The sequence below is a fragment of the Streptococcus sp. 4886 genome (genome assembly GCF_013276485.1).
Classification (GTDB): domain Bacteria; phylum Bacillota; class Bacilli; order Lactobacillales; family Streptococcaceae; genus Streptococcus.
In genome coordinates, this window is sequence record NZ_VMLD01000002.1 from 38,512 (window position 1) to 62,155 (window position 23,644).

Annotated in this window: 26 protein-coding genes; 23 read left to right on the forward strand and 3 right to left on the reverse strand. The window is 41.5% G+C overall.

The genetic code is table 11. The features are described 5' to 3' along the window. Both HT679_RS00525 and HT679_RS00530 read right to left on the reverse strand, forming a co-directional pair. Window positions 1–909, reverse strand: a complete 909-nt coding sequence (locus HT679_RS00525) for an ABC transporter ATP-binding protein (protein ID WP_173212299.1) — start codon at window positions 907–909, stop codon at window positions 1–3. Window positions 910–1,050: 141 nt separating this feature from the next. Next, complete coding sequence (locus HT679_RS00530) at window positions 1,051–1,860, reverse strand: Cof-type HAD-IIB family hydrolase (protein ID WP_173212301.1); 810 nt, start codon at window positions 1,858–1,860, stop codon at window positions 1,051–1,053. Window positions 1,861–2,132: 272 nt separating this feature from the next. Between HT679_RS00530 and HT679_RS00535 the strand changes: the two genes are divergently transcribed. After that, complete coding sequence (locus HT679_RS00535; protein WP_033683595.1) at window positions 2,133–2,354, forward strand: SP_0924 family bacteriocin-like peptide; 222 nt, start codon at window positions 2,133–2,135, stop codon at window positions 2,352–2,354. 53 nt (window positions 2,355–2,407) lie between these two features. Then, entirely contained in the window at window positions 2,408–3,079 is a 672-nt protein-coding gene (locus HT679_RS00540) for a CPBP family intramembrane glutamic endopeptidase (RefSeq protein ID WP_138704472.1), read from the forward strand. A gap of 73 nt (window positions 3,080–3,152) precedes the next feature. Here HT679_RS00540 and HT679_RS00545 read toward each other — a convergent pair whose 3' ends face one another. After that, the gene (locus HT679_RS00545; RefSeq protein WP_138704473.1) at window positions 3,153–3,338 is read right to left on the reverse strand and encodes an AraC family transcriptional regulator; all 186 of its coding nucleotides are present in this window, start codon (window positions 3,336–3,338) and stop codon (window positions 3,153–3,155) included. Between HT679_RS00545 and HT679_RS00550 the strand changes: the two genes are divergently transcribed. The 21 genes from HT679_RS00550 (at window position 3,331) to HT679_RS00650 (ending at window position 23,641) form a co-directional block, all read left to right on the forward strand. Further along, window positions 3,331–4,239, forward strand: coding sequence for a LysR family transcriptional regulator (locus HT679_RS00550; RefSeq protein ID WP_001025693.1), 909 nt, complete (start codon window positions 3,331–3,333; stop codon window positions 4,237–4,239). The genes HT679_RS00545 and HT679_RS00550 overlap by 8 nt on opposite strands. Beyond that, window positions 4,236–4,697 (forward strand): signal peptidase II, encoded by a 462-nt coding sequence (gene lspA, locus HT679_RS00555; protein ID WP_138704474.1) that lies wholly within the window; start codon window positions 4,236–4,238, stop codon window positions 4,695–4,697. The genes HT679_RS00550 and lspA overlap by 4 nt, the downstream gene beginning before the upstream one ends. Next, on the forward strand, window positions 4,687–5,574 hold the full coding sequence (locus tag HT679_RS00560; protein WP_138704475.1) for an RluA family pseudouridine synthase: 888 nt from the start codon (window positions 4,687–4,689) through the stop codon (window positions 5,572–5,574). The genes lspA and HT679_RS00560 overlap by 11 nt, the downstream gene beginning before the upstream one ends. Before the next feature lie 2 nt (window positions 5,575–5,576). After that, window positions 5,577–7,460: a phosphorylcholine esterase CbpE gene (gene cbpE / locus HT679_RS00565; RefSeq protein WP_173212304.1), complete on the forward strand. Its 1,884-nt coding sequence runs from the start codon at window positions 5,577–5,579 to the stop codon at window positions 7,458–7,460. 100 nt (window positions 7,461–7,560) lie between these two features. Next, the gene (gene proB / locus HT679_RS00570; protein ID WP_191994082.1) at window positions 7,561–8,670 is read left to right on the forward strand and encodes a glutamate 5-kinase; all 1,110 of its coding nucleotides are present in this window, start codon (window positions 7,561–7,563) and stop codon (window positions 8,668–8,670) included. A gap of 9 nt (window positions 8,671–8,679) precedes the next feature. Continuing rightward, the gene (locus tag HT679_RS00575; RefSeq protein ID WP_173212306.1) at window positions 8,680–9,942 is read left to right on the forward strand and encodes a glutamate-5-semialdehyde dehydrogenase; all 1,263 of its coding nucleotides are present in this window, start codon (window positions 8,680–8,682) and stop codon (window positions 9,940–9,942) included. A gap of 3 nt (window positions 9,943–9,945) precedes the next feature. Further along, window positions 9,946–10,743, forward strand: a complete 798-nt coding sequence (gene proC / locus HT679_RS00580) for a pyrroline-5-carboxylate reductase (RefSeq protein WP_173212307.1) — start codon at window positions 9,946–9,948, stop codon at window positions 10,741–10,743. A gap of 228 nt (window positions 10,744–10,971) precedes the next feature. Continuing rightward, window positions 10,972–11,610 carry a dTMP kinase gene (tmk, locus tag HT679_RS00585; protein ID WP_173212309.1) on the forward strand — a complete coding sequence of 213 codons (639 nt, stop codon included), beginning with the start codon at window positions 10,972–10,974 and terminating at the stop codon, window positions 11,608–11,610. Then, the gene (locus HT679_RS00590) at window positions 11,607–12,497 is read left to right on the forward strand and encodes a DNA polymerase III subunit delta' (RefSeq protein WP_173212311.1); all 891 of its coding nucleotides are present in this window, start codon (window positions 11,607–11,609) and stop codon (window positions 12,495–12,497) included. Before tmk ends, HT679_RS00590 begins: the two co-directional genes overlap by 4 nt. A gap of 39 nt (window positions 12,498–12,536) precedes the next feature. Continuing rightward, window positions 12,537–12,854, forward strand: coding sequence for a DNA replication initiation control protein YabA (gene yabA, locus HT679_RS00595; RefSeq protein WP_000358227.1), 318 nt, complete (start codon window positions 12,537–12,539; stop codon window positions 12,852–12,854). A gap of 2 nt (window positions 12,855–12,856) precedes the next feature. Further along, window positions 12,857–13,735 (forward strand): 16S rRNA (cytidine(1402)-2'-O)-methyltransferase, encoded by an 879-nt coding sequence (gene rsmI / locus HT679_RS00600; RefSeq protein WP_173212313.1) that lies wholly within the window; start codon window positions 12,857–12,859, stop codon window positions 13,733–13,735. 333 nt (window positions 13,736–14,068) lie between these two features. Then, window positions 14,069–15,403: a methylenetetrahydrofolate--tRNA-(uracil(54)-C(5))-methyltransferase (FADH(2)-oxidizing) TrmFO gene (gene trmFO, locus HT679_RS00605; RefSeq protein ID WP_173212316.1), complete on the forward strand. Its 1,335-nt coding sequence runs from the start codon at window positions 14,069–14,071 to the stop codon at window positions 15,401–15,403. Between the two features lie 83 nt (window positions 15,404–15,486). Then, entirely contained in the window at window positions 15,487–16,224 is a 738-nt protein-coding gene (gene pyrH / locus HT679_RS00610; protein ID WP_039704027.1) for a UMP kinase, read from the forward strand. 8 nt (window positions 16,225–16,232) lie between these two features. Further along, window positions 16,233–16,790 carry a ribosome recycling factor gene (gene frr, locus HT679_RS00615; protein WP_173212318.1) on the forward strand — a complete coding sequence of 186 codons (558 nt, stop codon included), beginning with the start codon at window positions 16,233–16,235 and terminating at the stop codon, window positions 16,788–16,790. Between the two features lie 60 nt (window positions 16,791–16,850). After that, complete coding sequence (gene cvfB / locus HT679_RS00620; RefSeq protein WP_173212320.1) at window positions 16,851–17,705, forward strand: RNA-binding virulence regulatory protein CvfB; 855 nt, start codon at window positions 16,851–16,853, stop codon at window positions 17,703–17,705. Window positions 17,706–17,713: 8 nt separating this feature from the next. Next, window positions 17,714–17,929, forward strand: coding sequence for a YozE family protein (locus tag HT679_RS00625; protein WP_173212322.1), 216 nt, complete (start codon window positions 17,714–17,716; stop codon window positions 17,927–17,929). Between the two features lie 85 nt (window positions 17,930–18,014). Then, a complete protein-coding gene (locus HT679_RS00630; protein ID WP_173212324.1) occupies window positions 18,015–19,019 on the forward strand; it encodes a PhoH family protein in 1,005 nt (334 codons plus the stop codon). A 106-nt stretch (window positions 19,020–19,125) separates the two neighbouring features. Continuing rightward, window positions 19,126–19,695, forward strand: a complete 570-nt coding sequence (locus HT679_RS00635; protein ID WP_000443728.1) for a GNAT family N-acetyltransferase — start codon at window positions 19,126–19,128, stop codon at window positions 19,693–19,695. A gap of 66 nt (window positions 19,696–19,761) precedes the next feature. Beyond that, window positions 19,762–20,412: a helix-hairpin-helix domain-containing protein gene (locus HT679_RS00640; protein WP_138704479.1), complete on the forward strand. Its 651-nt coding sequence runs from the start codon at window positions 19,762–19,764 to the stop codon at window positions 20,410–20,412. After that, the gene (locus HT679_RS00645) at window positions 20,396–22,636 is read left to right on the forward strand and encodes a DNA internalization-related competence protein ComEC/Rec2 (protein WP_173212326.1); all 2,241 of its coding nucleotides are present in this window, start codon (window positions 20,396–20,398) and stop codon (window positions 22,634–22,636) included. Before HT679_RS00640 ends, HT679_RS00645 begins: the two co-directional genes overlap by 17 nt. Before the next feature lie 417 nt (window positions 22,637–23,053). Next, entirely contained in the window at window positions 23,054–23,641 is a 588-nt protein-coding gene (locus tag HT679_RS00650) for an ABC transporter ATP-binding protein (protein WP_173212329.1), read from the forward strand. Window positions 23,642–23,644 lie beyond the last annotated feature (3 nt).

Here is a 23,644-nt window from a genome sequence, read left to right on the forward strand (position 1 = left end):
CTATTGGACCAATTGAGTGAAGTATTCTTCTAGGTTTTGACGGGCATAGTAAATCTCGTCAATGGCAACATCTGCCAAGGTTAATTCTTTGAGAATCTGTTTGACATCTTGTTCCTGACCAAAGATGTGGATTTCGTTTTCAGGATTAACAACCTTGAACTGGAGCTGGATTTGTTCTTTCAATACTTGACAAGCTTTCTCTTTATCAGCTGTCTTAAGAACAATGTAATCCTCACTTAGTGTTTCAAATTCAGCTTTGCTGATTTCACGGATAACCTTGCCTTGATCTAAAATACCAAAGCGATTAGCTAGGAGATAGAGTTCTGACAAGATATGGCTAGAGATGAGAATGGTGATCCCTTTTTCTTGATTGAGCCGTTGAATCATGAGTCGAAATTCTTTGATACCGATTGGGTCGAGACCGTTGATAGGTTCATCTAAAATCAGGAAGTCTGGTTTAGATAGAAGGGCAATGGCGATACCAAGTCTTTGTTTCATTCCAAGAGAGAAATCACGAAAGAATTTTTTACCTGTATCTGCCAAACCTACATAGTCCAGCGTTTCTCGAATGACTTGATCAGCATTTGGAATATGGCGAATCATACAGTAATATTTCAGATTTTGGTAGGCTGTTAAGTGATTATGGGCCACAGGTGATTCGATCACTGAACCTACTCGAGATAGAGCCTTGCTCCACTCATTTTCCGTTTGGCTAGAGAAGAGGGAAACAGTCCCTTTATCCGCAAACAGTAGTTGCGTAATAATTTTGATTAAGGTGGTTTTCCCAGCTCCGTTCTTCCCGATAAGTCCATAAATATCTCCCTCTCTTATCGTTAGATGAAGATCCTGAAGGATAGCTTGTTTGTCAAAGTTTTTGGACAATCCATGAATATCAAGTACTGTTTTCATGATTCTCTCCTTTTGATTTATTTTGATAACTTTAGTATAAAGCATAGAAATCAAAGAAAGCTCAAGCATTTCTAAAGAGTTTCTAAAGTTTTAGGAATTCTTAAATATCAAAACCCAGTTGACACGAACTGGGCTTCTTAATTATAGAATATATTTCTCAATGGCACGCGCAACGCCGTCTTCTTCGTTGCTTGCTGTAACGGAATCCGCAAGAGATTTGACATAATCGCTGGCATTTCCCATAGCAATGCCAAGCCCTGCAAACTGGAGCATTTCGATATCGTTATTGGCATCGCCCATAGCCATGATTTCTGAGGAATCAAGCTTCAAAATCTCTGCTAGTCGAGAAAGAGCAGTAGCCTTTGTCGTACCAAGTGGCATGGCTTCATAAATGACAGGCTGTGAACGAACTCCACTAAATCGTTGACAGAGTTCCCCAGCAAAACGCTTCTCAAAATCGTCCGTTTGGCTCTCTGTCCCCAAAAACATCCCTTGGAACATACGGTACTTGCCACTAGTCGCTTCCTCAAGAGAAATTTCAGTCAGGTCTGAAAAGACCAGCTTGGCATCATTTTCAATGACTTGATTAGGTTTGCCACCGAGGACGAAATAATGTTCCTCATCAAAAAGAGTCAACTGAACATCACTTTTTTCAGCTAGGTCATAGAGGTACTCGATGTCTGCTGGACTAAGTTCTTGCCAGTCAACTAGCTCCCAATCACTGGTCTGGTGAGTTGAACAACCGTTGTTAACAATGACATATTCATTCTGGAGGTCTAGCCCCAGTTTTTTGTAGTAGGGGAGAACACCGAAAAGCGGGCGACCTGTACAAAGTACCAGTTTGACACCTTTTTCAATAGCTTGGTGAATGGCAGTGATGTGAGCTTGTGGGATTTCCTTGGCTTCATTTAGGAGGGTTCCATCCATATCCAAGGCTAGTAGTTTAATCATAAGTCTTCCTTCTTTATCTTTTGGTATTATTATAGCATATTTGGGAGAAGAAATTGATAGAAAGCTTGGGGCTAATTGATTTTACAGTTTAGGATGTTTTGATGACAATTCATGATTTGAAGAGGATATTTGGCCAAGATATGCTATACTAAAATTGTCAATGTTGCAACTAGACAAATTAAAAAACCAACTTAATATAATATTTTTTTTTGTAAGTAGGTATGAGTATCAGATTACTCAACTAATCTAAACAATAACGGAGGAAATATATCATGATTTTAATGACAAAAAATATAAATCTAACAAATGAAGAATTAGAGATGATCCAAGGTGGAGCAGATCCCTATGGTAAAGAACCTAATGGTTATTATGCTTGGCAAATGGAACCAGTATTAACTATGCCGGTTCATGGATTTTGTCCCAGAGGAACCTATGATTTAGGATATATTGGAGGAGGTAACCATCTTTGCAAAGGAAGTGCCGCGAGATTTTAAGTAAAATTTAGTAGGAATATGAAGAAACAAGGGGAGAAAACAGAGGATTTAATATGAAAAAACGGATTATTCAGATTTTACTAGCATTATCCTTAATTTTTTACAAATCAACTTGGTTTTGGGGAATTTTCAATCACCTCGCAAAGCCCTATCTACCAGCAAGTCGTGAGTTTTTTCAGATTCTACTTTTGCTGGAAAGTGGTGTTCTTTTGTCAGCAGTCATCTATCTACTAGTTTTTGCAGGAAAGAAGACTTTTCATTTCACGTGGCAGTTGAGGTACTTTATCTACCTTTTACTGGGCTACATCATTTTGTATATGTCGGACTTCCTCTTGTCTTATTTCATAACCTCGACTTCAAATCAAATCTCTTTGAATGAAACGATAGAAATGATGGGGAGACAGGAATTACCCTATTTCTTGCTCATAGCTTGCTTCATCGGCCCTATTGCTGAGGAATTGATTTATCGCGGTGTGCTTATGACAACCTTTTTCAAAAACTCGCCTTGGTACGGAGATGTCTTGCTTTCTGCTATTATTTTCGGTTATATTCATATCAATTTCGCTTTAACACCTTTTGCTTTTTTCATTTATGCTAGTGGAGGTCTCATTTTAGCTCTACTGTATCGCATGACAAAAAATCTCTACTATCCAATACTAGTTCATATTCTCATCAATATCACTGCTTTCTGGAATGTGTGGTTACTCCTATTTTCAGGAAGTTAGCTTACTAAAAAAATGTCGGAACTTTCCGGCATTTTCTTTTTTTCACAAATAGTCATCGTTTTTCTTTCCTATACTAAAGTGGTGTGTATCCAGTTATTTTTTTGAATTGATTTTGAAAATAAGATTGGCTTGAGAAAGGCAGATAGTGAAGATAGTTAAGAAGGTTAAGAAGAATAGGATGTTCTTTTTTCCTTTTTGGAAAACTTCTAAAATATGGTATAATGAAAAGATAAAGAAGTTGGGGGTAGAAGATGAACATTCAACAATTACGCTATGTTGTGGCTATTGCAAATAGCGGTACTTTCCGTGAAGCTGCTGAAAAGATGTATGTTAGTCAGCCGAGTCTGTCTATTTCTGTTCGGGATTTGGAAAAAGAATTGGGCTTTAAGATTTTCCGTCGGACCAGCTCAGGGACTTTCTTGACCCGTCGTGGTATGGAATTCTATGAAAAAGCGCAAGAATTGGTTAAAGGATTTGATATTTTTCAAAATCAGTATGCCAATCCTGAAGAAGAAAAAGATGAATTTTCCATTGCCAGTCAGCACTATGACTTCTTGCCACCAACCATTACGGCCTTTTCAGAGCGCTATCCTGATTATAAGAACTTTCGTATTTTTGAATCAACTACTGTTCAAATTTTAGACGAAGTAGCTCAGGGGCACAGTGAGATTGGGATTATCTACCTCAACAATCAAAATAAAAAGGGGATTATGCAACGCGTTGAAAAGCTAGGTCTGGAGGTCATTGAATTGATTCCCTTCCATACCCATATTTATCTCCGTGAGGGGCATCCTTTAGCCCAGAAAGAGGAATTGGTTATGGAGGATTTAGCGGATCTACCGACAGTTCGTTTCACTCAAGAGAAAGATGAGTACCTTTATTATTCAGAGAACTTTGTTGATACCAGCGCTAGCTCACAGATGTTTAATGTGACAGACCGTGCCACCTTGAATGGTATTTTGGAGCGGACGGACGCCTATGCAACAGGTTCTGGATTTTTAGATAGTGACAGTGTCAATGGCATCACAGTTATTCGTCTCAAGGATAACCTAGATAATCGCATGGTCTATGTTAAACGTGAGGAAGTGGAGCTGAGTCAGGCTGGAACTCTTTTCGTAGAAGTCATGCAAGAATATTTTGATCAGAAGAGGAAATCATGAAAAAAAGAGCAATAGTGGCAGTCATTGTACTGCTTTTGATTGGGCTGGATCAGTTGGTCAAATCCTATATCGTCCAGCAAATTCCACTGGGTGAAGTGCGTTCTTGGATTCCCAATTTTGTTAGCTTGACCTACCTGCAAAATCGAGGGGCAGCCTTTTCTATCTTACAAGATCAGCAGTTGCTATTCGCTGTCATTACTCTGGTTGTCGTGGTAGGTGCCATTTGGTATCTACATAAACACATGGAGGACTCACTCTGGATGGTCTTGGGTTTGACCTTGATTATTGCAGGTGGTCTTGGAAACTTTATTGACAGGGTGAGTCAGGGCTTTGTTGTGGATATGATCCACCTTGACTTTATCAATTTTGCAATTTTCAATGTGGCAGATAGCTATCTGACTGTTGGAGTGATTATTTTATTGATTGCAATGTTAAAAGAGGAAATAAATGGAAATTAAAATTGAAACTGGTGGCCTGCGTTTGGATAAGGCTTTGTCAGATTTGACAGAATTATCACGTAGTCTCGCGAATGAACAAATCAAATCAGGTCAGGTTTTGGTCAATGGCCAAGTCAAGAAAGCTAAATACACTGTCCAAGAGGGTGATGTCGTTACTTACCATGTGCCAGAGCCGGAGGTCTTAGAGTATGTGGCTGAGAATCTTCCGCTAGAAATCATCTACCAAGATGAGTATGTGGCTGTCGTTAACAAACCTCAGGGGATGGTTGTGCATCCGAGTGCTGGTCATACTTGTGGAACTCTGGTAAATGCCCTTATGTATCATATTAAGGACTTGTCGGGTATTAATGGAGTTCTGCGTCCAGGAATTGTTCACCGTATTGATAAGGATACATCAGGCCTTCTCATGATTGCTAAAAACGATGAGGCGCATCTAGCACTTGCTCAAGAACTCAAGGATAAAAAGTCTCTTCGCAAATATTGGGCGATTGTTCATGGAAATTTGCCCAATGATCGTGGTGTGATTGAAGCACCGATTGGCCGTAGTGAAAAAGACCGTAAGAAACAAGCTGTAACGGCTAAAGGGAAGCCTGCAGTGACTCGTTTCCACGTCTTGGAACGCTTTGGCGATTATAGCTTAGTGGAGTTGCAGCTGGAGACAGGTCGCACTCATCAGATTCGTGTCCATATGGCTTATATTGGTCATCCAGTCGCTGGTGATGAAGTCTATGGTCCTCGTAAGACACTGAAAGGGCATGGACAATTTCTTCATGCCAAGACTTTAGGTTTTACTCATCCGAGAACAGGTGAGACCTTGGAATTTACAGCAGATATCCCAGAGATTTTTAAGGAAACTTTGGAGAGATTAAGGAAGTAAGAATGAAAAAGAAATTGATTAGTTTAGCACTTGCAGGCGCTTTTTTAGGTTTGTCATGGTATGGGAATGTTCAAGCTCAAGAAAGTTCAGGAAATAAAATTCACTTTATCAATGTTCAAGAAGGTGGCAGTGATGCGATTATTCTTGAAAGCAATGGACATTTTGCCATGATTGATACAGGAGAAGATTATGATTTCCCAGATGGAAGTGATTCTCGTTATCCATGGAGAGAAGGAATTGAAACGTCTTATAAGCATGTTCTGACAGACCGTGTCTTTCGTCGTTTGAAGGAATTGGGTGTTCAAAAACTTGATTTTATTTTAGTCACTCATACTCACAGTGACCATATTGGAAATGTTGATGAATTACTGTCTACCTATCCAGTTGACCGAGTCTATCTTAAAAAATATAGTGATAGTCGTATTACTAATTCTGAACGTCTATGGGATAATCTGTACGGTTATGATAAGGTTTTACAGACTGCTTCAGAAAAAGGTGTTTCAGTTATTCAAAACATCACACAGGAAGATGCTCATTTTCAGTTTGGGGACATGGATATTCAACTCTATAACTATGAAAATGAAACTGATTCATCAGGTGAATTAAAGAAAATTTGGGATGACAATTCCAATTCCCTGATTAGTGTAGTGAAAGTCAATGGCAAGAAAATTTACCTTGGGGGCGACTTAGATAATGTGCATGGAGCGGAAGATAAGTATGGACCTCTCATTGGAAAAGTTGATTTGATGAAGTTTAATCATCACCATGATACAAACAAATCAAATACCAAGGATTTCATTAAAAATTTGAGTCCGAGTTTGATTGTTCAAACTTCGGATAGTCTACCTTGGAAAAATGGTGTTGATAGTGAGTATGTTAATTGGCTCAAAGAACGAGGAATTGAGAGGATCAACGCAGCCAGCAAAGACTATGATGCAACAGTTTTTGATATTCGAAAAGACGGTTTAGTCAATATTTCAACTTCCTACAAGCCGATTCCAAGTTTTCAAGCTGGTTGGCATAAGAGTGCATATGGAAACTGGTGGTATCAAGCGCCTGATTCTACAGGAGAGTATGCTGTCGGTTGGAATGAAATCGAAGGTGAATGGTATTACTTTAACCAAACGGGTATCTTGCTACAGAATCAATGGAAAAAATGGAACAATCATTGGTTCTATTTGACAGACTCTGGTGCTTCTTCTAAAAATTGGAAGAAAATTGATGGAATCTGGTATTATTTCAACAAAGAAAATCAGATGGAAATTGGTTGGGTAAATACTGGAGGTCAATCCTATTATTTATCAAAGGATGGCTCTATGAAGACAGGCTGGCTTCAATATAAGGGGCAATGGTATTACTTTGCTCAATCAGGAGAAATGAAAACGGGTTGGGTAAAAGATAAAGAAACCTGGTACTATATGGATTCTACTGGTATCATGAAGACAGGCGAGATAGAAGTTGCTGGTCATCATTATTATCTGGAAGATTCAGGAGCTATGAAGCAAGGTTGGCTTAAAAAGGCAAATGATTGGTATTTCTACAAGGAAGACGGTTCACGAGCTGTGGGTTGGATCAAGGACAAGGATAAATGGTACTTCTTGAAAGAAAATGGTCAATTACTTGTGAACGGTAAGACACCAGAAGGCTATACTGTTGATTCAAGTGGTGTCTGGTTGGTGGATGTTCCGGTCGAGAAATCTGCTATAATTAGAACTACAAGTAATTCAGAAATAAAAGAATCCAAAGAAGTAGTGAAAAAAGATCTTGAAAATAAAGAAACGAGTCAACATGAAAGTGTTACAAGTTCTTCAACTAGTCAAGATTTGACTTCTTCAACTTCACAAAGCTCTGAAACGAGTGCAAACAAATCGGAATCAGAACAGTAGTAAAAAAGAAGGTTTTAGGACCTTCTTTTTCCTATCAACTCTTTTCTATTTCCTGCCATTCATGTTATAATGGACAAATATAAAGAATCGGAGTGAGACTATGAAATACAAACGGATTGTCTTTAAGGTGGGGACTTCTTCTCTGACAAATGAGGATGGAAGTTTATCACGTAGTAAGGTAAAGGCTATTACCCAGCAGTTGGCTATGCTGCACGAGGTTGGTCATGAATTGATTTTGGTGTCGTCAGGTGCCATTGCTGCAGGTTTTGGGGCCTTAGGATTTAAAAAGCGTCCGACTAAGATTGCTGATAAACAGGCTTCAGCAGCGGTAGGGCAAGGGCTCTTGTTGGAAGAATACACGACCAATCTTCTCTTGCGCCAAATCGTTTCTGCACAAATCTTGCTGACCCAAGATGACTTTGTGGATAAGCGCCGTTATAAAAATGCCCATCAAGCTTTGTCGGTTTTACTTAGCCGCGGGGCGATTCCTATCATCAATGAGAATGACAGTGTCGTCATTGATGAGCTCAAGGTTGGGGACAATGACACTCTGAGTGCCCAGGTAGCGGCTATGGTCCAAGCAGACCTTTTGGTTCTCTTGACAGATGTGGACGGTCTCTATACTGGAAATCCTAATTCAGATCCAAGAGCAAAACGCTTGGAGCGAATCGAGACCATCAATCGTGAGATTATTGATATGGCCGGTGGAACAGGTTCGTCAAACGGTACTGGGGGCATGTTAACCAAAATCAAAGCAGCGACTATTGCGACAGAATCAGGAGTTCCTGTTTATATCTGCTCATCCTTGAAGGCAGATGCCATGATTGAGGCAGCTGAGGAGACCAAGGATGGTTCTTACTTTGTTGCTCAAGAGAAGGGACTTCGCACCCAGAAACAATGGCTGGCCTTCTATGCTCAGAGCCAAGGTTCTATTTGGGTTGATAAAGGGGCTGCGGAAGCTCTCTCTCAACATGGAAAGAGTCTTCTCTTATCTGGTGTTGTTGACGCAGAAGGCGCCTTTTCTTACGGTGATATTGTGACAGTATTTGACAAGGAAAGTGGAAAATCACTTGGAAAAGGGCGCGTGCAATTTGGAGCATCTGCTTTGGAGGATATGTTGCGTTCTCAAAAAGCCAAGGGTGTCTTGATTCACCGTGATGACTGGATTTCCATTACTCCTGAAATCCAACTACTCTTTACAGAATTTTAGAGGTAAACTATGGTAAGTACACAAGAACAATTTGAACAGGTACAGGCTGTTAAAAAATCGATCAACACAGCTAGTGAAGACGTGAAAAACCAAGCCTTGCTAGCCATGGCTGATCACTTAGTGGCTGCTACTGAGGAGATTTTAGCGGCAAATGCCCTCGATATGGAAGCGTCCAAGGGTAAAATCTCAGATGTGATGCTGGATCGTCTTTATTTGGATGCAGGTCGTATAGAAGCAATGGCAACTGGTATTCGTGAAGTGGTTGCTTTACCAGATCCAATCGGTGAAGTTTTAGAAACCAATCATCTTGAAAATGGTTTGGTTCTCACCAAGAAACGGGTGGCTATGGGGGTTATCGGTATTATCTATGAAAGCCGTCCAAATGTGACGTCTGATGCGGCTGCTTTGGCTCTTAAAAGTGGAAATGCAGTTGTTCTTCGTAGTGGTAAGGATGCCTATCAAACAGCCCATGCCATTGTCACAGCTTTGAAGAAGGGCTTGGAGACAACGATCATTCATCCAGATGTGATTCAACTGGTGGAAGATACCAGTCGTGAAAGCAGCTATGCCATGATGAAGGCCAAGGGCTATTTAGATCTTCTCATTCCTCGTGGAGGGGCTGGTTTGATCAATGCAGTTGTTGAAAATGCGATCGTACCTGTTATTGAGACAGGGACTGGGATTGTCCATGTCTATGTAGATAAGGATGCTGATGAAGACAAGGCTCTGTCTATTATCAACAATGCTAAAACTAGTCGTCCTTCTGTCTGCAATGCCATGGAGGTTCTACTTGTTCATGAAGACAAGGCAGCAAGTTTTCTTCCTCGCTTGGAACAAGTGCTGGTTGCAAATAGAAAAGAAGCTGGGTTGGAACCAATTCAATTCCGCTTGGATGAAAAAGCAAGCCAGTTTGTTTCAGGCCAAGCAGCTGAAGCACAAGACTTTGATACCGAGTTTTTAGACTATGTCCTAGCTGTTAAAGTTGTGAGCAGTTTAGAAGAAGCGGTTGCCCATATTGAGGCTCACAGTACCCATCATTCGGATGCGATTGTGACGGAAAATGCTGAAGTTGCAGCTTACTTTACAGATCAAGTGGACTCTGCAGCGGTTTATGTTAATGCATCAACTCGTTTCACCGATGGTGGCCAATTTGGTCTGGGTTGTGAAATGGGGATTTCAACTCAGAAACTGCACGCGCGTGGTCCAATGGGATTAAAAGAGTTGACTAGCTACAAGTATGTGGTTATGGGTGATGGTCAGATAAGGGAGTAAGAGATGAAAATTGGATTTATCGGTTTGGGGAATATGGGAGCTAGCTTGGCTAAGGCTGTTTTGCAGGCTAAGACGGGTGATGACCTTCTCCTTGCCAATCGTAGTCAAGCCAAGGTGGATGCTTTCATTGCTGACTTTGGCGGTCAGGCTTCCAGCAATGAAGAAATATTCGCAGAAGCAGATGTGATTTTTCTAGGAGTGAAGCCTGCTCAGTTCTCAGACTTGCTTTCTCAATACCATACTATCCTTGAAAAACGAGCAAGTCTTCTTTTAATCTCCATGGCAGCTGGATTGACTTTAGAAAAACTGGCTAGTCTTCTTCCAAGTCAACACCGAATAATTCGTATGATGCCAAATACCCCTGCTTCTATCGGACAAGGAGTCATTAGTTATGCCTTGTCCCCTAATTGCAGGGCTGAGGACAGTGAGCTCTTTTGTCAGCTGTTAGCCAAGGCTGGTCTCTTGGTTGAACTTGGAGAAGACTTAATCGACGCGGCGACAGGTCTTGCAGGTTGTGGGCCGGCCTTTGTCTATCTCTTTATTGAGGCTTTGGCGGATGCAGGGGTTCAGACGGGATTACCACGAGAAACAGCATTGAAAATGGCGGCTCAAACTGTGGTAGGAGCTGGACAATTGGTCCTTGAAAGTCAGCAACATCCTGGGGTCTTAAAAGACCAAGTTTGCAGCCCAGGCGGTTCGACTATCGCTGGTGTAGCAAGCCTAGAAGCGCATGCTTTTCGAGGAACGGTCATGGATGCAGTTGGTCAAGCCTACAAACGAACACAAGAACTAGGTAAATAAGAGGTGGCTTTGACTGCCTCTTTTATGGTGGTTGATACTCTTCGAAAATCTCTTCAAACTGCGTCAGCTTCCATCTGCAACCTCAAAACAGTGTTTTTAGCAACCTGCGGTTAGCTTCCTAGTTTGCTCTTTGATTTTCATTGAGTATGAAATGAGAAGACAAAAAGATTGTCACAAACCCCTATTTTTTTGATAGAATAGAAGTAGTAAAAAAGAAATGAGTTAGACATGTCAAAAGGATTTTTAGTCTCTCTTGAGGGACCAGAGGGAGCAGGAAAGACCAGTGTTTTAGAGGCTCTGCTACCAATTTTAGAGGAAAAAGGGGTAGAGGTGCTGACGACCCGTGAACCTGGCGGGGTCTTGATTGGGGAGAAGATTCGGGAAGTAATTTTGGATCCAAGTCATACTCAGATGGATGCGAAGACAGAGTTGCTTCTTTATATTGCTAGTCGCAGACAGCACTTGGTGGAAAAAGTTCTTCCAGCACTTGAAGCTGGCAAGTTGGTCATTATGGATCGCTTCATCGATAGTTCTCTTGCCTATCAGGGATTTGGTCGTGGCTTGGATATTGACGCCATTGATTGGCTCAATCAGTTTGCGACAGATGGACTCAAACCCGATTTGACACTCTATTTTGATATTGAGGTGGAAGAAGGACTGGCTCGCATTGCTGCTAATAGCAATCGCGAGGTCAATCGTTTGGACTTGGAAGGCTTGGACTTGCATAAAAAAGTTCGACAAGGCTATCTTTCTCTTCTGGATAAAGAAGGAAATCGCATTGTCAAGATCGATGCTAGTCTCCCTTTGGAGCAGGTTGTGGAAACTACCAAGGCTGTCTTGTTTGACAGAATGGGCTTGGCCAAATGAAACAAGATCAACTAAAGGCTTGCCAACCAGCCCAGTTTGACCGCTTTGTCCGTATCTTGGAGCAAGACCAGCTCAATCATGCCTACCTCTTTTCAGGTTTCTTTGGAAGCTTGGAAATGGCGCAATTTTTGGCTAAAAGTCTCTTTTGCACGGATAAAGTAGGTGTTTTACCATGTGAGAAATGCCGAAATTGTAAGCTGATTGAACAGGGAGAATTTCCCGATGTCACTTTGATTAAGCCAGTCAATCAGGTCATTAAGACAGAACGCATTCGGGAATTGGTGGGACAGTTTTCTCAAGCAGGGCTTGAAAGCCAGCAGCAGGTCTTTATCATTGAGCAAGCTGAGAAAATGCATCCCAACGCAGCCAATTCTCTGCTCAAGGTCATCGAAGAACCCCAGAGTGAGGTTTATATTTTCTTCTTGACTAGCGATGAGGAAAAGATGTTGCCGACAATCCGAAGTCGGACCCAGATTTTCCACTTTAAAAAACAAGAAGAGAAACTCATCTTACTCTTAGAACAAATGGGACTGGTTAAGAAAAAAGCAACTCTCTTAGCCCAGTTTAGTCAATCGCGATCTGAAGCAGAAAAGTTAGCCAATCAGGCAAGCTTTTGGACCTTGGTTGATGAAAGTGAACGCCTGCTGACTTGGTTAGTAGCTAAGAAAAAAGAAAGTTATCTTCAAGTAGCCAAATTAGCTAGCTTGGCAGATGACAAGGAAAAACAAGATCAGGTTTTACGGATTCTTGAAGTCCTCTGTGGGCAGGACCTTTTACAAGTAAGAGTAAGGGTGATTCTACAAGATTTGCTAGAAGCTAGAAAAATGTGGCAAGCTAATGTCAGCTTTCAAAATGCCATGGAATATCTGGTCTTGAAAGAAATATAAACTCAAAAATGAACGATAAAGAAAGGAAAGGGCTGTTTTATGGACAAAAAAGAATTATTTGACGCGCTGGATGATTTTTCCCAACAGTTATTGGTAACCTTGGCCGATGTGGAAGCCATCAAGAAAAATCTCAAGAGCCTGGTAGAGGAAAATACAGCTCTTCGTTTGGAAAATAGTAAGTTGCGCGAACGCTTGGGTGAGGTGGAAGCAGACGCTCCTGTCAAGGCTAAGCATGTTCGTGAAAGTGTCCGTCGCATTTATAAAGATGGTTTTCACGTATGTAATGATTTTTATGGACAACGTCGAGAGCAGGATGAGGAATGTATGTTCTGTGACGAGTTGTTGTACAGGGAGTAGGCATGCAGATTCAAAAAAGTTTTAAGGGGCAGTCTCCCTATGGCAAGCTTTACCTAGTGGCAACGCCGATTGGTAATTTAGATGATATGACCTTTCGAGCTATTCAGACCTTGAAAGAAGTGGACTGGATTGCTGCTGAGGACACGCGCAATACAGGTCTATTGCTCAAGCATTTTGACATTTCGACCAAGCAGATCAGTTTTCATGAGCACAATGCCAAGGAAAAAATTCCTGATTTGATTGGTTTCTTGAAAGCAGGGCAAAGCATTGCTCAGGTATCCGATGCGGGTCTGCCTAGCATCTCAGACCCTGGTCATGATTTGGTTAAGGTAGCGATTGAGGAAGAAATTGCGGTTGTCACTGTTCCAGGTGCCTCTGCAGGGATTTCTGCCTTGATTGCCAGTGGTTTAGCGCCACAGCCACATATCTTTTACGGCTTTTTACCGAGAAAATCAGGCCAGCAAAAGCAATTTTTCGACTCGAAAAAAGACTATCAAGAAACCCAGATTTTCTATGAATCTCCTCATCGTGTGGCAGATACGTTGGAAAATATGCTAGAAGTCTACGGCGACCGATCGGTCGTCTTGGTCAGAGAATTGACCAAAATCTATGAAGAATACCAAAGAGGTACCATTTCTGAATTGCTGGAAAGCATTGCTGAAACGCCACTCAAGGGAGAATGCCTTATCATTGTTGAAGGTGCCAGTCAGGATGTGGAAGAAAAAGACGAGGAGGACTTGTTCTTAGAAATCCAAGCCCGTATCCAGCAAGGTATGAAGAAAAATCAAGCTATCAAGGAAGTAGCTAAGTTTTACCAATGGAATAAGAGCCAGCTCTACGCAGCCTACCATGACTGGGAAGAAAATCAAGAAAATGACTAAACAGGGAAGTTTGCCTTCTTCCCTTTTTTTGTTATACTAGTAGAAGAAAAAAATAGAAAGATTTGTGGGAGTGAAAAAGTCCGGGGGACTTTTTCAGCCTGAGCCAAGAAACTCGAAAGCGAGGAAAGTCCAGTGGACTTTTTCAGCCTGAGCCAAGAAACTCGAGAGCGAAGTAAGTCCGGGGGACTTTTTCAGCCTGAGCCAGGAAATTTGAAAGCGAAGTAAGTTCTGTGGACTTTTTCATCCTGAGCCAAGAAATTCGAAAGCTCTTAAGTCCGATTGGCTTTTTCAATGTGAACCTTGTCTTCACACTCCCAAAGAGGTATTAGTGTCGTGTCTCAATCTTATATCAATGTTATCGGTGCTGGTTTGGCAGGTTCTGAAGCAGCCTACCAAATTGCAGAACGTGGTATTCCAGTTAAACTTTATGAAATGCGTGGTGTCAAGTCAACACCTCAACACAAAACAGATAATTTTGCAGAGTTAGTTTGTTCTAATTCCTTGCGTGGGGATGCCTTGACTAATGCTGTTGGTCTCCTCAAGGAAGAAATGCGTCGCTTGGGTTCTGTTATCTTGGAATCTGCTGAAGCAACTCGTGTTCCTGCAGGAGGAGCGCTTGCGGTGGACCGTGATGGTTTCTCCCAAATGGTGACCGAAAAAGTGGCCAACCACCCCTTGATTGAAGTGGTGCGTGATGAAATTACAGAATTGCCGACGGATGTTATTACGGTTGTTGCTACTGGGCCTTTGACCAGCGATGCTCTGGCTGAGAAGATTCATGACCTTAATGATGGCGATGGTTTCTATTTCTACGATGCGGCAGCGCCTATTATCGATGTCAACACTATCGATATGAGCAAGGTTTATCTCAAGTCTCGTTATGATAAGGGAGAAGCCGCTTATCTCAACGCTCCCATGACCAAGCAGGAGTTTATGGATTTCCATGAAGCCTTGGTCAATGCAGAAGAAGCACCGCTCAATTCCTTTGAAAAAGAAAAGTACTTTGAAGGCTGTATGCCTATCGAAGTTATGGCCAAACGTGGCATTAAAACTATGCTTTATGGTCCTATGAAACCAGTCGGTTTGGAGTATCCAGACGACTACACAGGACCTCGTGATGGAGAATTTAAAACACCTTATGCGGTTGTGCAACTTCGTCAGGATAATGCAGCTGGTAGCCTATACAATATTGTTGGTTTTCAGACCCACCTCAAATGGGGAGAACAAAAGCGTGTCTTCCAAATGATTCCAGGTCTTGAAAATGCCGAGTTTGTCCGTTATGGTGTTATGCATCGCAATTCTTACATGGATTCACCAAATCTTCTTGAGCAGACTTACCGTTCTAAGAAACAACCAAATCTCTTCTTTGCTGGTCAGATGACGGGTGTGGAAGGCTATGTTGAGTCCGCAGCGTCAGGATTAGTTGCGGGTATTAACGCTGCTCGTCTCTTCAAGGGAGAAAGCGAGGCTATTTTCCCAGAGACAACAGCGATTGGAAGTCTGGCTCATTACATCACCCATGCTGACAGCAAACATTTCCAACCAATGAATGTCAATTTTGGGATTATCAAGGAGTTGGAAGGCGAACGTATTCGTGATAAGAAGGCTCGTTATGAAAAAATTGCAGAGCGTGCCCTTAGTGACTTAGAGGAATTTTTAACGGTCTAATTTTTTTGAAAGAATTGCTCATGATACTATAAAAATCTTAGAAATTGTGATAAAATAGGTAGGATAAAAGAAGGAGAGTGAAAATGGCGAATCCCAAGTATAAACGTATTTTAATCAAGTTATCAGGTGAAGCCCTTGCCGGTGAACGTGGCGTAGGGATTGATATCCAAACAGTTCAAACAATCGCAAGAGAGATTCAAGAAGTTCATAGCTTAGGTATCGAAATTGCCCTTGTTATTGGTGGAGGAAATCTCTGGCGTGGAGAACCTGCTGCAGAGGCAGGAATGGACCGCGTTCAGGCAGATTACACAGGAATGCTTGGGACTGTTATGAATGCTCTTGTGATGGCAGATTCATTGCAACAAGTTGGGGTTGATACACGTGTGCAAACAGCTATTGCCATGCAACAAGTGGCAGAGCCTTATGTCCGTGGACGTGCCCTTCGTCATCTTGAAAAAGGCCGTATCGTTATCTTTGGTGCTGGAATTGGTTCACCTTACTTCTCAACAGATACAACAGCGGCCCTTCGTGCAGCTGAAATCGAAGCGGATGCTATCCTTATGGCTAAAAATGGCGTAGATGGTGTTTACAATGCCGATCCTAAGAAGGACAAGACAGCTGTTAAATTTGAAGAATTGACTCACCGTGACGTTATCAATAAAGGTCTTCGTATCATGGACTCAACAGCTTCAACCCTCTCAATGGACAACGACATTGACTTGGTTGTCTTTAACATGAACCAACCAGGTAACATCAAACGTGTCGTATTTGGCGAAAATATCGGAACAACAGTTTCAAATAATATTGAAGAAAAGGAATAAGAAAGATTATGGCTAACGCAATTATTGAAAAAGCTAAAGAGAGAATGACCCAATCTCACCACTCACTTGCTCGTGAATTTGGTGCTATCCGTGCCGGTCGTGCTAATGCAAGTTTGCTCGACCGTGTACATGTAGAATACTATGGAGTAGAGACTCCTCTTAACCAAATCGCTTCAATTACGATTCCAGAAGCGCGTGTTTTGTTGGTGACACCATTTGATAAGTCTTCATTGAAAGACATCGAACGTGCTTTGAACGCTTCTGATCTTGGTATCACACCAGCTAACGATGGTTCTGTGATTCGCTTGGTTATCCCAGCTCTAACAGAAGAAACTCGTCGTGATCTTGCTAAAGAAGTGAAGAAGGTCGGTGAGAGTGCTAAAGTGGCTGTCCGCAATATCCGTCGCGATGCTATGGATGAAGCTAAGAAACAAGAGAAAGCAAAAGAAATCACTGAAGACGAATTGAAGACTCTTGAAAAAGACATTCAAAAAGTAACAGACGATGCTGTTAAACACATCGACGACATGACTGCCAACAAAGAGAAAGAACTTTTGGAAGTCTAAGAAATAAACAGAAAAACTCAGTTGGCATTGCTGGCTGAGTTTTATTCGAAAGAAGGAAATATGAATACAAATCTTGCAAGTTTTATCGTTGGACTGATCATCGATGAAAATGACCGTTTTTACTTTGTGCAAAAGGATGGTCAAACCTATGCTCTTGCTAAGGAAGAGGGTCAGCATACAGTAGGGGATACGGTTAAAGGTTTTGCCTACACGGATATGAAGCAAAAACTCCGCTTGACCACTCTAGAAGTGACTGCAACTCAGGACCAATTTGGTTGGGGCCGTGTTACAGAGGTTCGTAAGGACTTGGGTGTCTTTGTGGATACAGGCCTTCCTGACAAGGAAATCGTTGTGTCGCTCGATATTCTCCCTGAGCTCAAGGAACTCTGGCCTAAGAAGGGCGACCAACTCTACATCTGTCTTGAAGTGGACAAGAAAGACCGTATCTGGGGACTCTTGGCCTATCAAGAAGACTTTCAACGTCTGGCTCGTCCTGCCTACAACAACATGCAGAACCAAAACTGGCCAGCCATTGTTTACCGTCTCAAGCTGTCAGGAACTTTTGTTTACCTGCCAGAAAATAACATGCTTGGTTTTATCCATCCTAGCGAACGCTACGCAGAGCCACGTTTGGGGCAAGTGTTGGATGCGCGTGTCATTGGTTTCCGTGAAGTGGACCGCACTCTGAACCTCTCCCTCAAACCTCGTTCTTTTGAGATGTTGGAAAATGATGCTCAGATGATTTTGACTTACTTGGAAAGCAATGGCGGTTTCATGACCTTAAATGATAAGTCATCTCCAGACGACATCAAGGCAACCTTTGGCATTTCTAAAGGTCAGTTCAAGAAAGCACTCGGTGGTTTGATGAAGGCTGGTAAAATCAAGCAAGACCAGTTTGGGACAGAGTTGATTTAGGGTGGCTTATGAGAAAATCATTTTACATTTGGCTCATGACCGAGCGAAATCCTAAAAGTAACAGTCCCAAAGCTATCTTGGCAGACCTAGCTTTTGAGGAGTCAGCCTTCCCAAAACACACAGATGATTTTGATGAGGTCAGTCGATTTTTGGAGGAACATGCCAGTTTCTCTTTTAACCTAGGAGACTTTGACAGCATTTGGCAAGAATATTTAGAACACTAGACTTTATTCATTAGGTTTGGGCTAGTAATTTATCCATCCCTTTGCTATAATAAAAAGAAATAAAAGGATTAGAGAGGTTCTTTATTTGAAGGAACATTCAATTGACATTCAACTGAGTCATCCAGATGACCTGTTTCATCTTTTTGGTTCCAATGAACGCCATCTTCGTTTGATGGAAGAAGAGCTTGATGTGGTGATTCATGCTCGTACGGAGATTGTCCAAGTTTTGGGAGAAGAGGCTGCCTGTGAGGAAACCCGTCAGGTTATTCAGGCTTTGATGGTCTTGGTCAATCGTGGGATGACCGTTGGCACGCCAGATGTGGTGACTGCGATTAGCATGGTCAAAAACGATGAAATCGACAAGTTTGTCGCCCTTTATGAAGAAGAAATCATCAAAGATAATACAGGAAAGCCTATCCGTGTCAAAACACTGGGTCAAAAACTTTATGTGGACAGTGTCAAACAGCATGATGTAACCTTTGGAATTGGGCCCGCAGGGACAGGGAAGACCTTTCTTGCAGTTACTTTGGCCGTGACTGCCCTTAAACGTGGTCAGGTCAAGCGGATTATCCTAACTCGTCCAGCGGTGGAAGCAGGAGAGAGTCTAGGCTTTCTTCCGGGTGATCTCAAGGAGAAGGTAGATCCTTACCTTCGACCTGTTTATGATGCCTTGTATCAGATTCTGGGAAAAGACCAAACGACTCGTCTCATGGAGCGTGAAATCATTGAGATTGCACCTCTTGCCTACATGCGTGGACGAACCTTGGATGATGCTTTTGTCATTCTCGATGAGGCGCAAAATACGACCATCATGCAGATGAAGATGTTTTTGACTCGTTTAGGCTTTAATTCTAAGATGATTGTCAATGGAGATATCAGCCAGATTGACCTGCCACGTAATGTCAAGTCCGGTTTGATTGATGCCCAAGAAAAGCTCAAGAACATTCACCAGATTGACTTTGTTCATTTTTCAGCTAAGGATGTGGTTCGCCATCCAGTCGTCGCTCAGATTATCCGAGCCTATGAACCAGCACCGATTAAAAATGAAGAGCGTGAAGAATTAGATCCTCAACCTCTATCTGAAGGATAGTTATTTTGTACTTAAAGTTATCTCAATACTAAGTATAAATTTGCTTTTTAAATGTTTCATTCAATATCCCTATATTAGTTAGAAACTTTTCAAGTAGAAGAAACGTATGGAATCAATCTTTTTAAAACTAGCTCAGTATCCAATAGTGGAGACTGAGCGTTTATTGCTTAGACCTGTAACCTTGGATGATGCAGAAGCAATGTTTGCCTACGCCTCGGACAGAGAAAATACGCGCTACACTTTTCCAACAAATCAAAGCTTGGAAGAAACCAAGAATAACATTGCTCAGTTCTACTTGGCCAATCCCTTGGGACGGTGGGGAATAGAACTAAAAAGCAATGGCAAATTTATCGGAACCATTGACTTGCACAAGATTGATCCTGTTCTTAAGAAGGCAGCTATTGGCTATATTATCAATAAAAAGTATTGGAATCAAGGATTGACGACAGAAGCCAATCGTGCTGTAATTGAGCTAGCTTTTGAGAAGATAGGGATGAATAAGTTGATTGCCCTTCATGATAAGGACAATCCTGCATCTGGAAAGGTCATGGAGAAATCAGGCATGCGTTTTTCCCATGCAGAACCATATGCTTGTATGGACCAGCATGAAGAAGGCCGAATCGTTACAAGAGTTCATTATGTCTTGACTAAGGAAGACTATTTTGCAAATAAATAAGCAGTTGAGAAGAAATTTTCAACTGTTTTTTCTTCCTCTTACGAATAATCTAAGAGAGGAGAAAATATGGAAGCAATTATCGAGAAAATCAAAGAGTATAAAATCATTGTCATCTGTACTGGTCTGGGCTTGCTTGTTGGCGGATTTTTCCTGCTAAAACCAGCTCCACAAACACCTGTAAAAGAAACGAATTTACAGGCAGAAGTTGCAGCTGTTTCCAAGGATTCATTGACCGAAAAGGAAGTGAAGAAGGAAGAGAAGGAAGAACCCCTTGAACAAGATCTAATCACAGTAGATGTGAAGGGTGCTGTTAAATCGCCAGGGATTTATGACTTGCCAGTAGGTAGTCGAGTTAATGATGCGGTTCAAAAGGCTGGTGGCTTGACAGAGCAAGCAGACAGCAAATCGCTCAATCTAGCTCAGAAAGTTAGTGATGAGGATCTGGTTTACGTTCCATCCAAGGGAGAAGAAGTAGCTGGTCAACAGGCAGGTTCTGGAGCGCCTTCTTCAACAAGCAAGGAAAAGAAGGTCAATCTCAACAAGGCCAGTCTGGAGGAACTCAAGCAGGTCAAGGGACTGGGTGGTAAACGAGCTCAGGATATTATCGACCATCGTGAGGCAAATGGTAAATTCAAGTCGATTGATGAACTTAAGAAGGTCTCTGGCATTGGTGCTAAGACCATAGAAAAGCTAAAAGACTATGTTACAGTGGATTAAGAATTTCCCCCTTCCCCTAATCTATCTGAGTTTTCTATTGCTCTGGATTTACTACGCCATTTTCTCATCATCTTATCTCGCATTGCTAGGTTTTGTTTTTCTGCTAGTCTGTGTCTTTATCCAATTTCCTTGGAAATCAGCAAGCAGAGTTCTAGTGATTTGTGGAATCTTTGGTTTCTGGTTTCTGTTTCAAAATTGGCAACAGAGTCAAGCGAGTCAAAATTTGGCGGATTCTATTGAAAGGGTACGGATTTTGCCTGACACTATTAAGGTCAATGGTGATAGTCTGTCCTTTCGTGGCAAGTCTGATGGACGCATTTTTCAAGTTTATTATAAACTTCAATACGAGAATGAAAAAGAGCAATTTCAAGCCTTAACCGACCTTCATGAGATAGGATTAGAAGGAAAACTTTCGGAGCCAGAAGGGCAGAGAAATTTTGGTGGCTTTAATTACCAATCCTATCTGAAGACTCAGGGAATTTACCAGACTCTCAATATCAAAAAAATACAGTCACTTCAAAAGGTTGGCAGTTGGGATATAGGTGAAAACCTGTCCAGTTTACGCCGTAAGGCTGTGGTTTGGATTAAGACACATTTTCCAGACCCTATGCGCAATTACATGACGGGGCTCTTGTTAGGGCATCTGGATACAGACTTTGAGGAGATGAATGAGCTTTATTCCAGTCTAGGAATTATCCACCTTTTTGCCTTATCAGGCATGCAGGTAGGATTTTTCATGGATGGCTTTAAGAAACTTCTCTTGCGATTGTGCTTGACCCAAGAAAAGTTGAAATGGCTGACTTATCCCTTTTCCCTTATCTATGCAGGTCTGACAGGATTTTCAGCTTCGGTCATTCGCAGTCTTTTGCAAAAGTTACTGGCTCAACATGGTGTTAAGGGCTTGGATAATTTTGCCTTGACTGTGCTTGTCCTCTTTATCGTTATGCCTAACTTTTTCCTGACGGCAGGAGGAGTTTTGTCCTGCGCCTATGCTTTTATCCTGACCATGACCAGCAAAGAAGAGGAGGGGCTCAAGGCTGTTGCCAGAGAAAGTTTAGTCATTTCTTTGGGTATATTACCCATTTTATCCTTCTATTTTGCAGAATTTCAGCCTTGGTCTATCCTTTTGACCTTTGTCTTTTCCTTTCTATTTGACTTGGTCTTCTTACCGCTCTTGTCTATTTTATTTGCCCTTTCCTTTCTCTATCCAGTCATTCAGCTTAATTTTCTTTTTGAGTGGTTGGAGGGGATTATTCGCCTGGTATCGCAGGTGGCAAGCAGGCCGCTTGTACTTGGACAACCCAATGCATGGCTTTTAATCTTATTGTTAATTTCCTTGTCTTTGGTCTATGATTTGAGGAAAAATTTCAAAAGAGTATCTGGCTTCAGCTTACTTATTGTGGGTCTTTTTTTCTTGACCAAGCATCCACCGGAAAATGAAATTACCATACTGGATGTGGGGCAAGGCGAAAGTATTTTCCTACGGGATATAACTGGGAAAACCATTCTCATAGATGTGGGAGGTAAGGCAGAATCTAGTAAGAAAATAGAAAAATGGCAAGAAAAGGCGAAAACTAGCAATGCCCAGCGAACCTTGATTCCCTATCTCAAAAGTCGAGGAGTAGCCAAGATTGACCAGCTGATTTTGACCAATACGGACAAGGAGCATGTTGGAGATTTGTTGGAGGTGACCAAGGCTTTTCATGTAGGCGAAATTTTAGTGTCAAAAGGTAGTTTGAAACAGAAGGAATTTGTAGCGGAACTAGAGACTACTAAAACCAAGGTGCGTAGTGTGATAGTGGGAGAGAATTTGCCAATTTTTGGAAGTCAGTTAGAGGTCTTATCTCCAAGGAAAATTGGAGATGGAGGTCATGAAGATTCCATAGTTCTGTATGGGAAACTCTTGGATAAGCACTTTCTTTTCACAGGAAATTTGGAGGAGAAAGGAGAGAAGGACTTGCTGAAGCACTATCCTGACCTAGAGGTGGATGTTTTGAAAGCTAGCCAACATGGCTCTAAAAAATCATCAAGTTCAGCCTTTCTAGAGCAGCTCAAACCAGAGCTTACTCTTATCTCAGTTGGAAAGAACAATCGAACGAAACTACCTCATCAGGAAACTTTGACACGACTGGAAGGTATCAATAGCAAAGTTTACCGAACTGACCAGCAAGGAGCTATACGCTTTAAAGGTTGGAAAAATTGGAAAATCGAAAGTGTTCGATAGGAAGGACAAATATTATATATTAGTAAAATGAACTAAAAATCTGTTGCATAATAATGATAAAAACGATATAATGAAAACGTATTCAATGTTAATGATATAAAACCATTAAAAATTAGTAAAAATCGTTTAATTAGTTAGTTTATGATCTATTGGTCTTTTTCAGTCCAGTGTATCTGCTGTGAGCGTTCTTAAAACTTATCGGGTTCTTAAAACTTATCGGTATGATTGGAATATCTACTATAAGTCTAGTATGAATTACCACAGATATAGCTATATTGACGTTCTGTTATGATCTCGTTATTATAGCTATTCTGAGTATAAAGTTGATGGTGGCTGTAATTACAATCGTTATGAGGTACTAAACTACTACAGCGGAGGCTATTAATTCTTAAAGAGTGAGAAAAAGGAGGGCTAGATATGTTGCAGCTTACTCATGTGACCTTAAAAACGCGACAAGTCATCTTACAAGATGTTGATTTTACATTTGAAAAGGGTAGGATTTATGGTATTCTTGCTATCAATGGTTCTGGAAAGACAACACTGTTCCGCGCCATTAGCAATTTAATTCCTATAAGTAGCGGAAATATCTCAGTCTCTCCTTCTTTGTTTTATTATGAGAGTATTGAATGGCTGGATGGAAACTTAAGTGGGATGGACTATCTTCGCCTTATCAAAAACATCTGGAAGTCAGGGCTGAACTTGGGGGATGAAATTGCCTATTGGGAAATGTCTGACTATATCAACCTTCCCATTCGCAAGTATTCCTTAGGTATGAAGCAACGCTTGGTGATTGCCATGTATTTCCTTAGTCAGGCGAAATGCTGGCTCATGGATGAGATTACAAATGGCTTAGATGAGTATTATCGTCAGAAGTTTTTTGATAGGCTAGCACAAATCGATAGACAAGAACAGCTGGTTCTTTTAAGTTCCCACTATAAGGAAGAGTTGCTTGATGTCTGCGATAGAGTAGTAACCATTCATCAGGGGCAAATAGAAGAGGTTTAGTTT

Excerpts from the sequence above, each read along its gene's own strand:
- HT679_RS00530 (WP_173212301.1), bottom strand. The coding sequence starts at position 1,860 with ATGATTAAACTACTAGCCTTGGATATGGATGGAACCCTCCTAAATGAA.
- yabA (WP_000358227.1), top strand. The coding sequence starts at position 12,537 with ATGGACAAAAAAGAATTATTTGACGCGCTGGATGATTTTTCCCAACAG.
- cvfB (WP_173212320.1), top strand. The coding sequence starts at position 16,851 with ATGAATACAAATCTTGCAAGTTTTATCGTTGGACTGATCATCGATGAA.
- HT679_RS00645 (WP_173212326.1), top strand. The coding sequence starts at position 20,396 with ATGTTACAGTGGATTAAGAATTTCCCCCTTCCCCTAATCTATCTGAGT.
- HT679_RS00560 (WP_138704475.1), top strand. The coding sequence starts at position 4,687 with ATGGAAATTAAAATTGAAACTGGTGGCCTGCGTTTGGATAAGGCTTTG.
- proC (WP_173212307.1), top strand. The coding sequence starts at position 9,946 with ATGAAAATTGGATTTATCGGTTTGGGGAATATGGGAGCTAGCTTGGCT.
- HT679_RS00525 (WP_173212299.1), bottom strand. The coding sequence starts at position 909 with ATGAAAACAGTACTTGATATTCATGGATTGTCCAAAAACTTTGACAAA.
- HT679_RS00535 (WP_033683595.1), top strand. The coding sequence starts at position 2,133 with ATGATTTTAATGACAAAAAATATAAATCTAACAAATGAAGAATTAGAG.
- HT679_RS00640 (WP_138704479.1), top strand. The coding sequence starts at position 19,762 with ATGGAAGCAATTATCGAGAAAATCAAAGAGTATAAAATCATTGTCATC.
- HT679_RS00550 (WP_001025693.1), top strand. The coding sequence starts at position 3,331 with ATGAACATTCAACAATTACGCTATGTTGTGGCTATTGCAAATAGCGGT.
- lspA (WP_138704474.1), top strand. The coding sequence starts at position 4,236 with ATGAAAAAAAGAGCAATAGTGGCAGTCATTGTACTGCTTTTGATTGGG.
- HT679_RS00545 (WP_138704473.1), bottom strand. The coding sequence starts at position 3,338 with ATGTTCATCTTCTACCCCCAACTTCTTTATCTTTTCATTATACCATAT.
- HT679_RS00540 (WP_138704472.1), top strand. The coding sequence starts at position 2,408 with ATGAAAAAACGGATTATTCAGATTTTACTAGCATTATCCTTAATTTTT.
- HT679_RS00635 (WP_000443728.1), top strand. The coding sequence starts at position 19,126 with ATGGAATCAATCTTTTTAAAACTAGCTCAGTATCCAATAGTGGAGACT.
- HT679_RS00625 (WP_173212322.1), top strand. The coding sequence starts at position 17,714 with ATGAGAAAATCATTTTACATTTGGCTCATGACCGAGCGAAATCCTAAA.
- pyrH (WP_039704027.1), top strand. The coding sequence starts at position 15,487 with ATGGCGAATCCCAAGTATAAACGTATTTTAATCAAGTTATCAGGTGAA.
- frr (WP_173212318.1), top strand. The coding sequence starts at position 16,233 with ATGGCTAACGCAATTATTGAAAAAGCTAAAGAGAGAATGACCCAATCT.
- rsmI (WP_173212313.1), top strand. The coding sequence starts at position 12,857 with ATGCAGATTCAAAAAAGTTTTAAGGGGCAGTCTCCCTATGGCAAGCTT.
- tmk (WP_173212309.1), top strand. The coding sequence starts at position 10,972 with ATGTCAAAAGGATTTTTAGTCTCTCTTGAGGGACCAGAGGGAGCAGGA.
- proB (WP_191994082.1), top strand. The coding sequence starts at position 7,561 with ATGAAATACAAACGGATTGTCTTTAAGGTGGGGACTTCTTCTCTGACA.
- HT679_RS00590 (WP_173212311.1), top strand. The coding sequence starts at position 11,607 with ATGAAACAAGATCAACTAAAGGCTTGCCAACCAGCCCAGTTTGACCGC.
- HT679_RS00575 (WP_173212306.1), top strand. The coding sequence starts at position 8,680 with ATGGTAAGTACACAAGAACAATTTGAACAGGTACAGGCTGTTAAAAAA.
- HT679_RS00650 (WP_173212329.1), top strand. The coding sequence starts at position 23,054 with ATGTTGCAGCTTACTCATGTGACCTTAAAAACGCGACAAGTCATCTTA.
- cbpE (WP_173212304.1), top strand. The coding sequence starts at position 5,577 with ATGAAAAAGAAATTGATTAGTTTAGCACTTGCAGGCGCTTTTTTAGGT.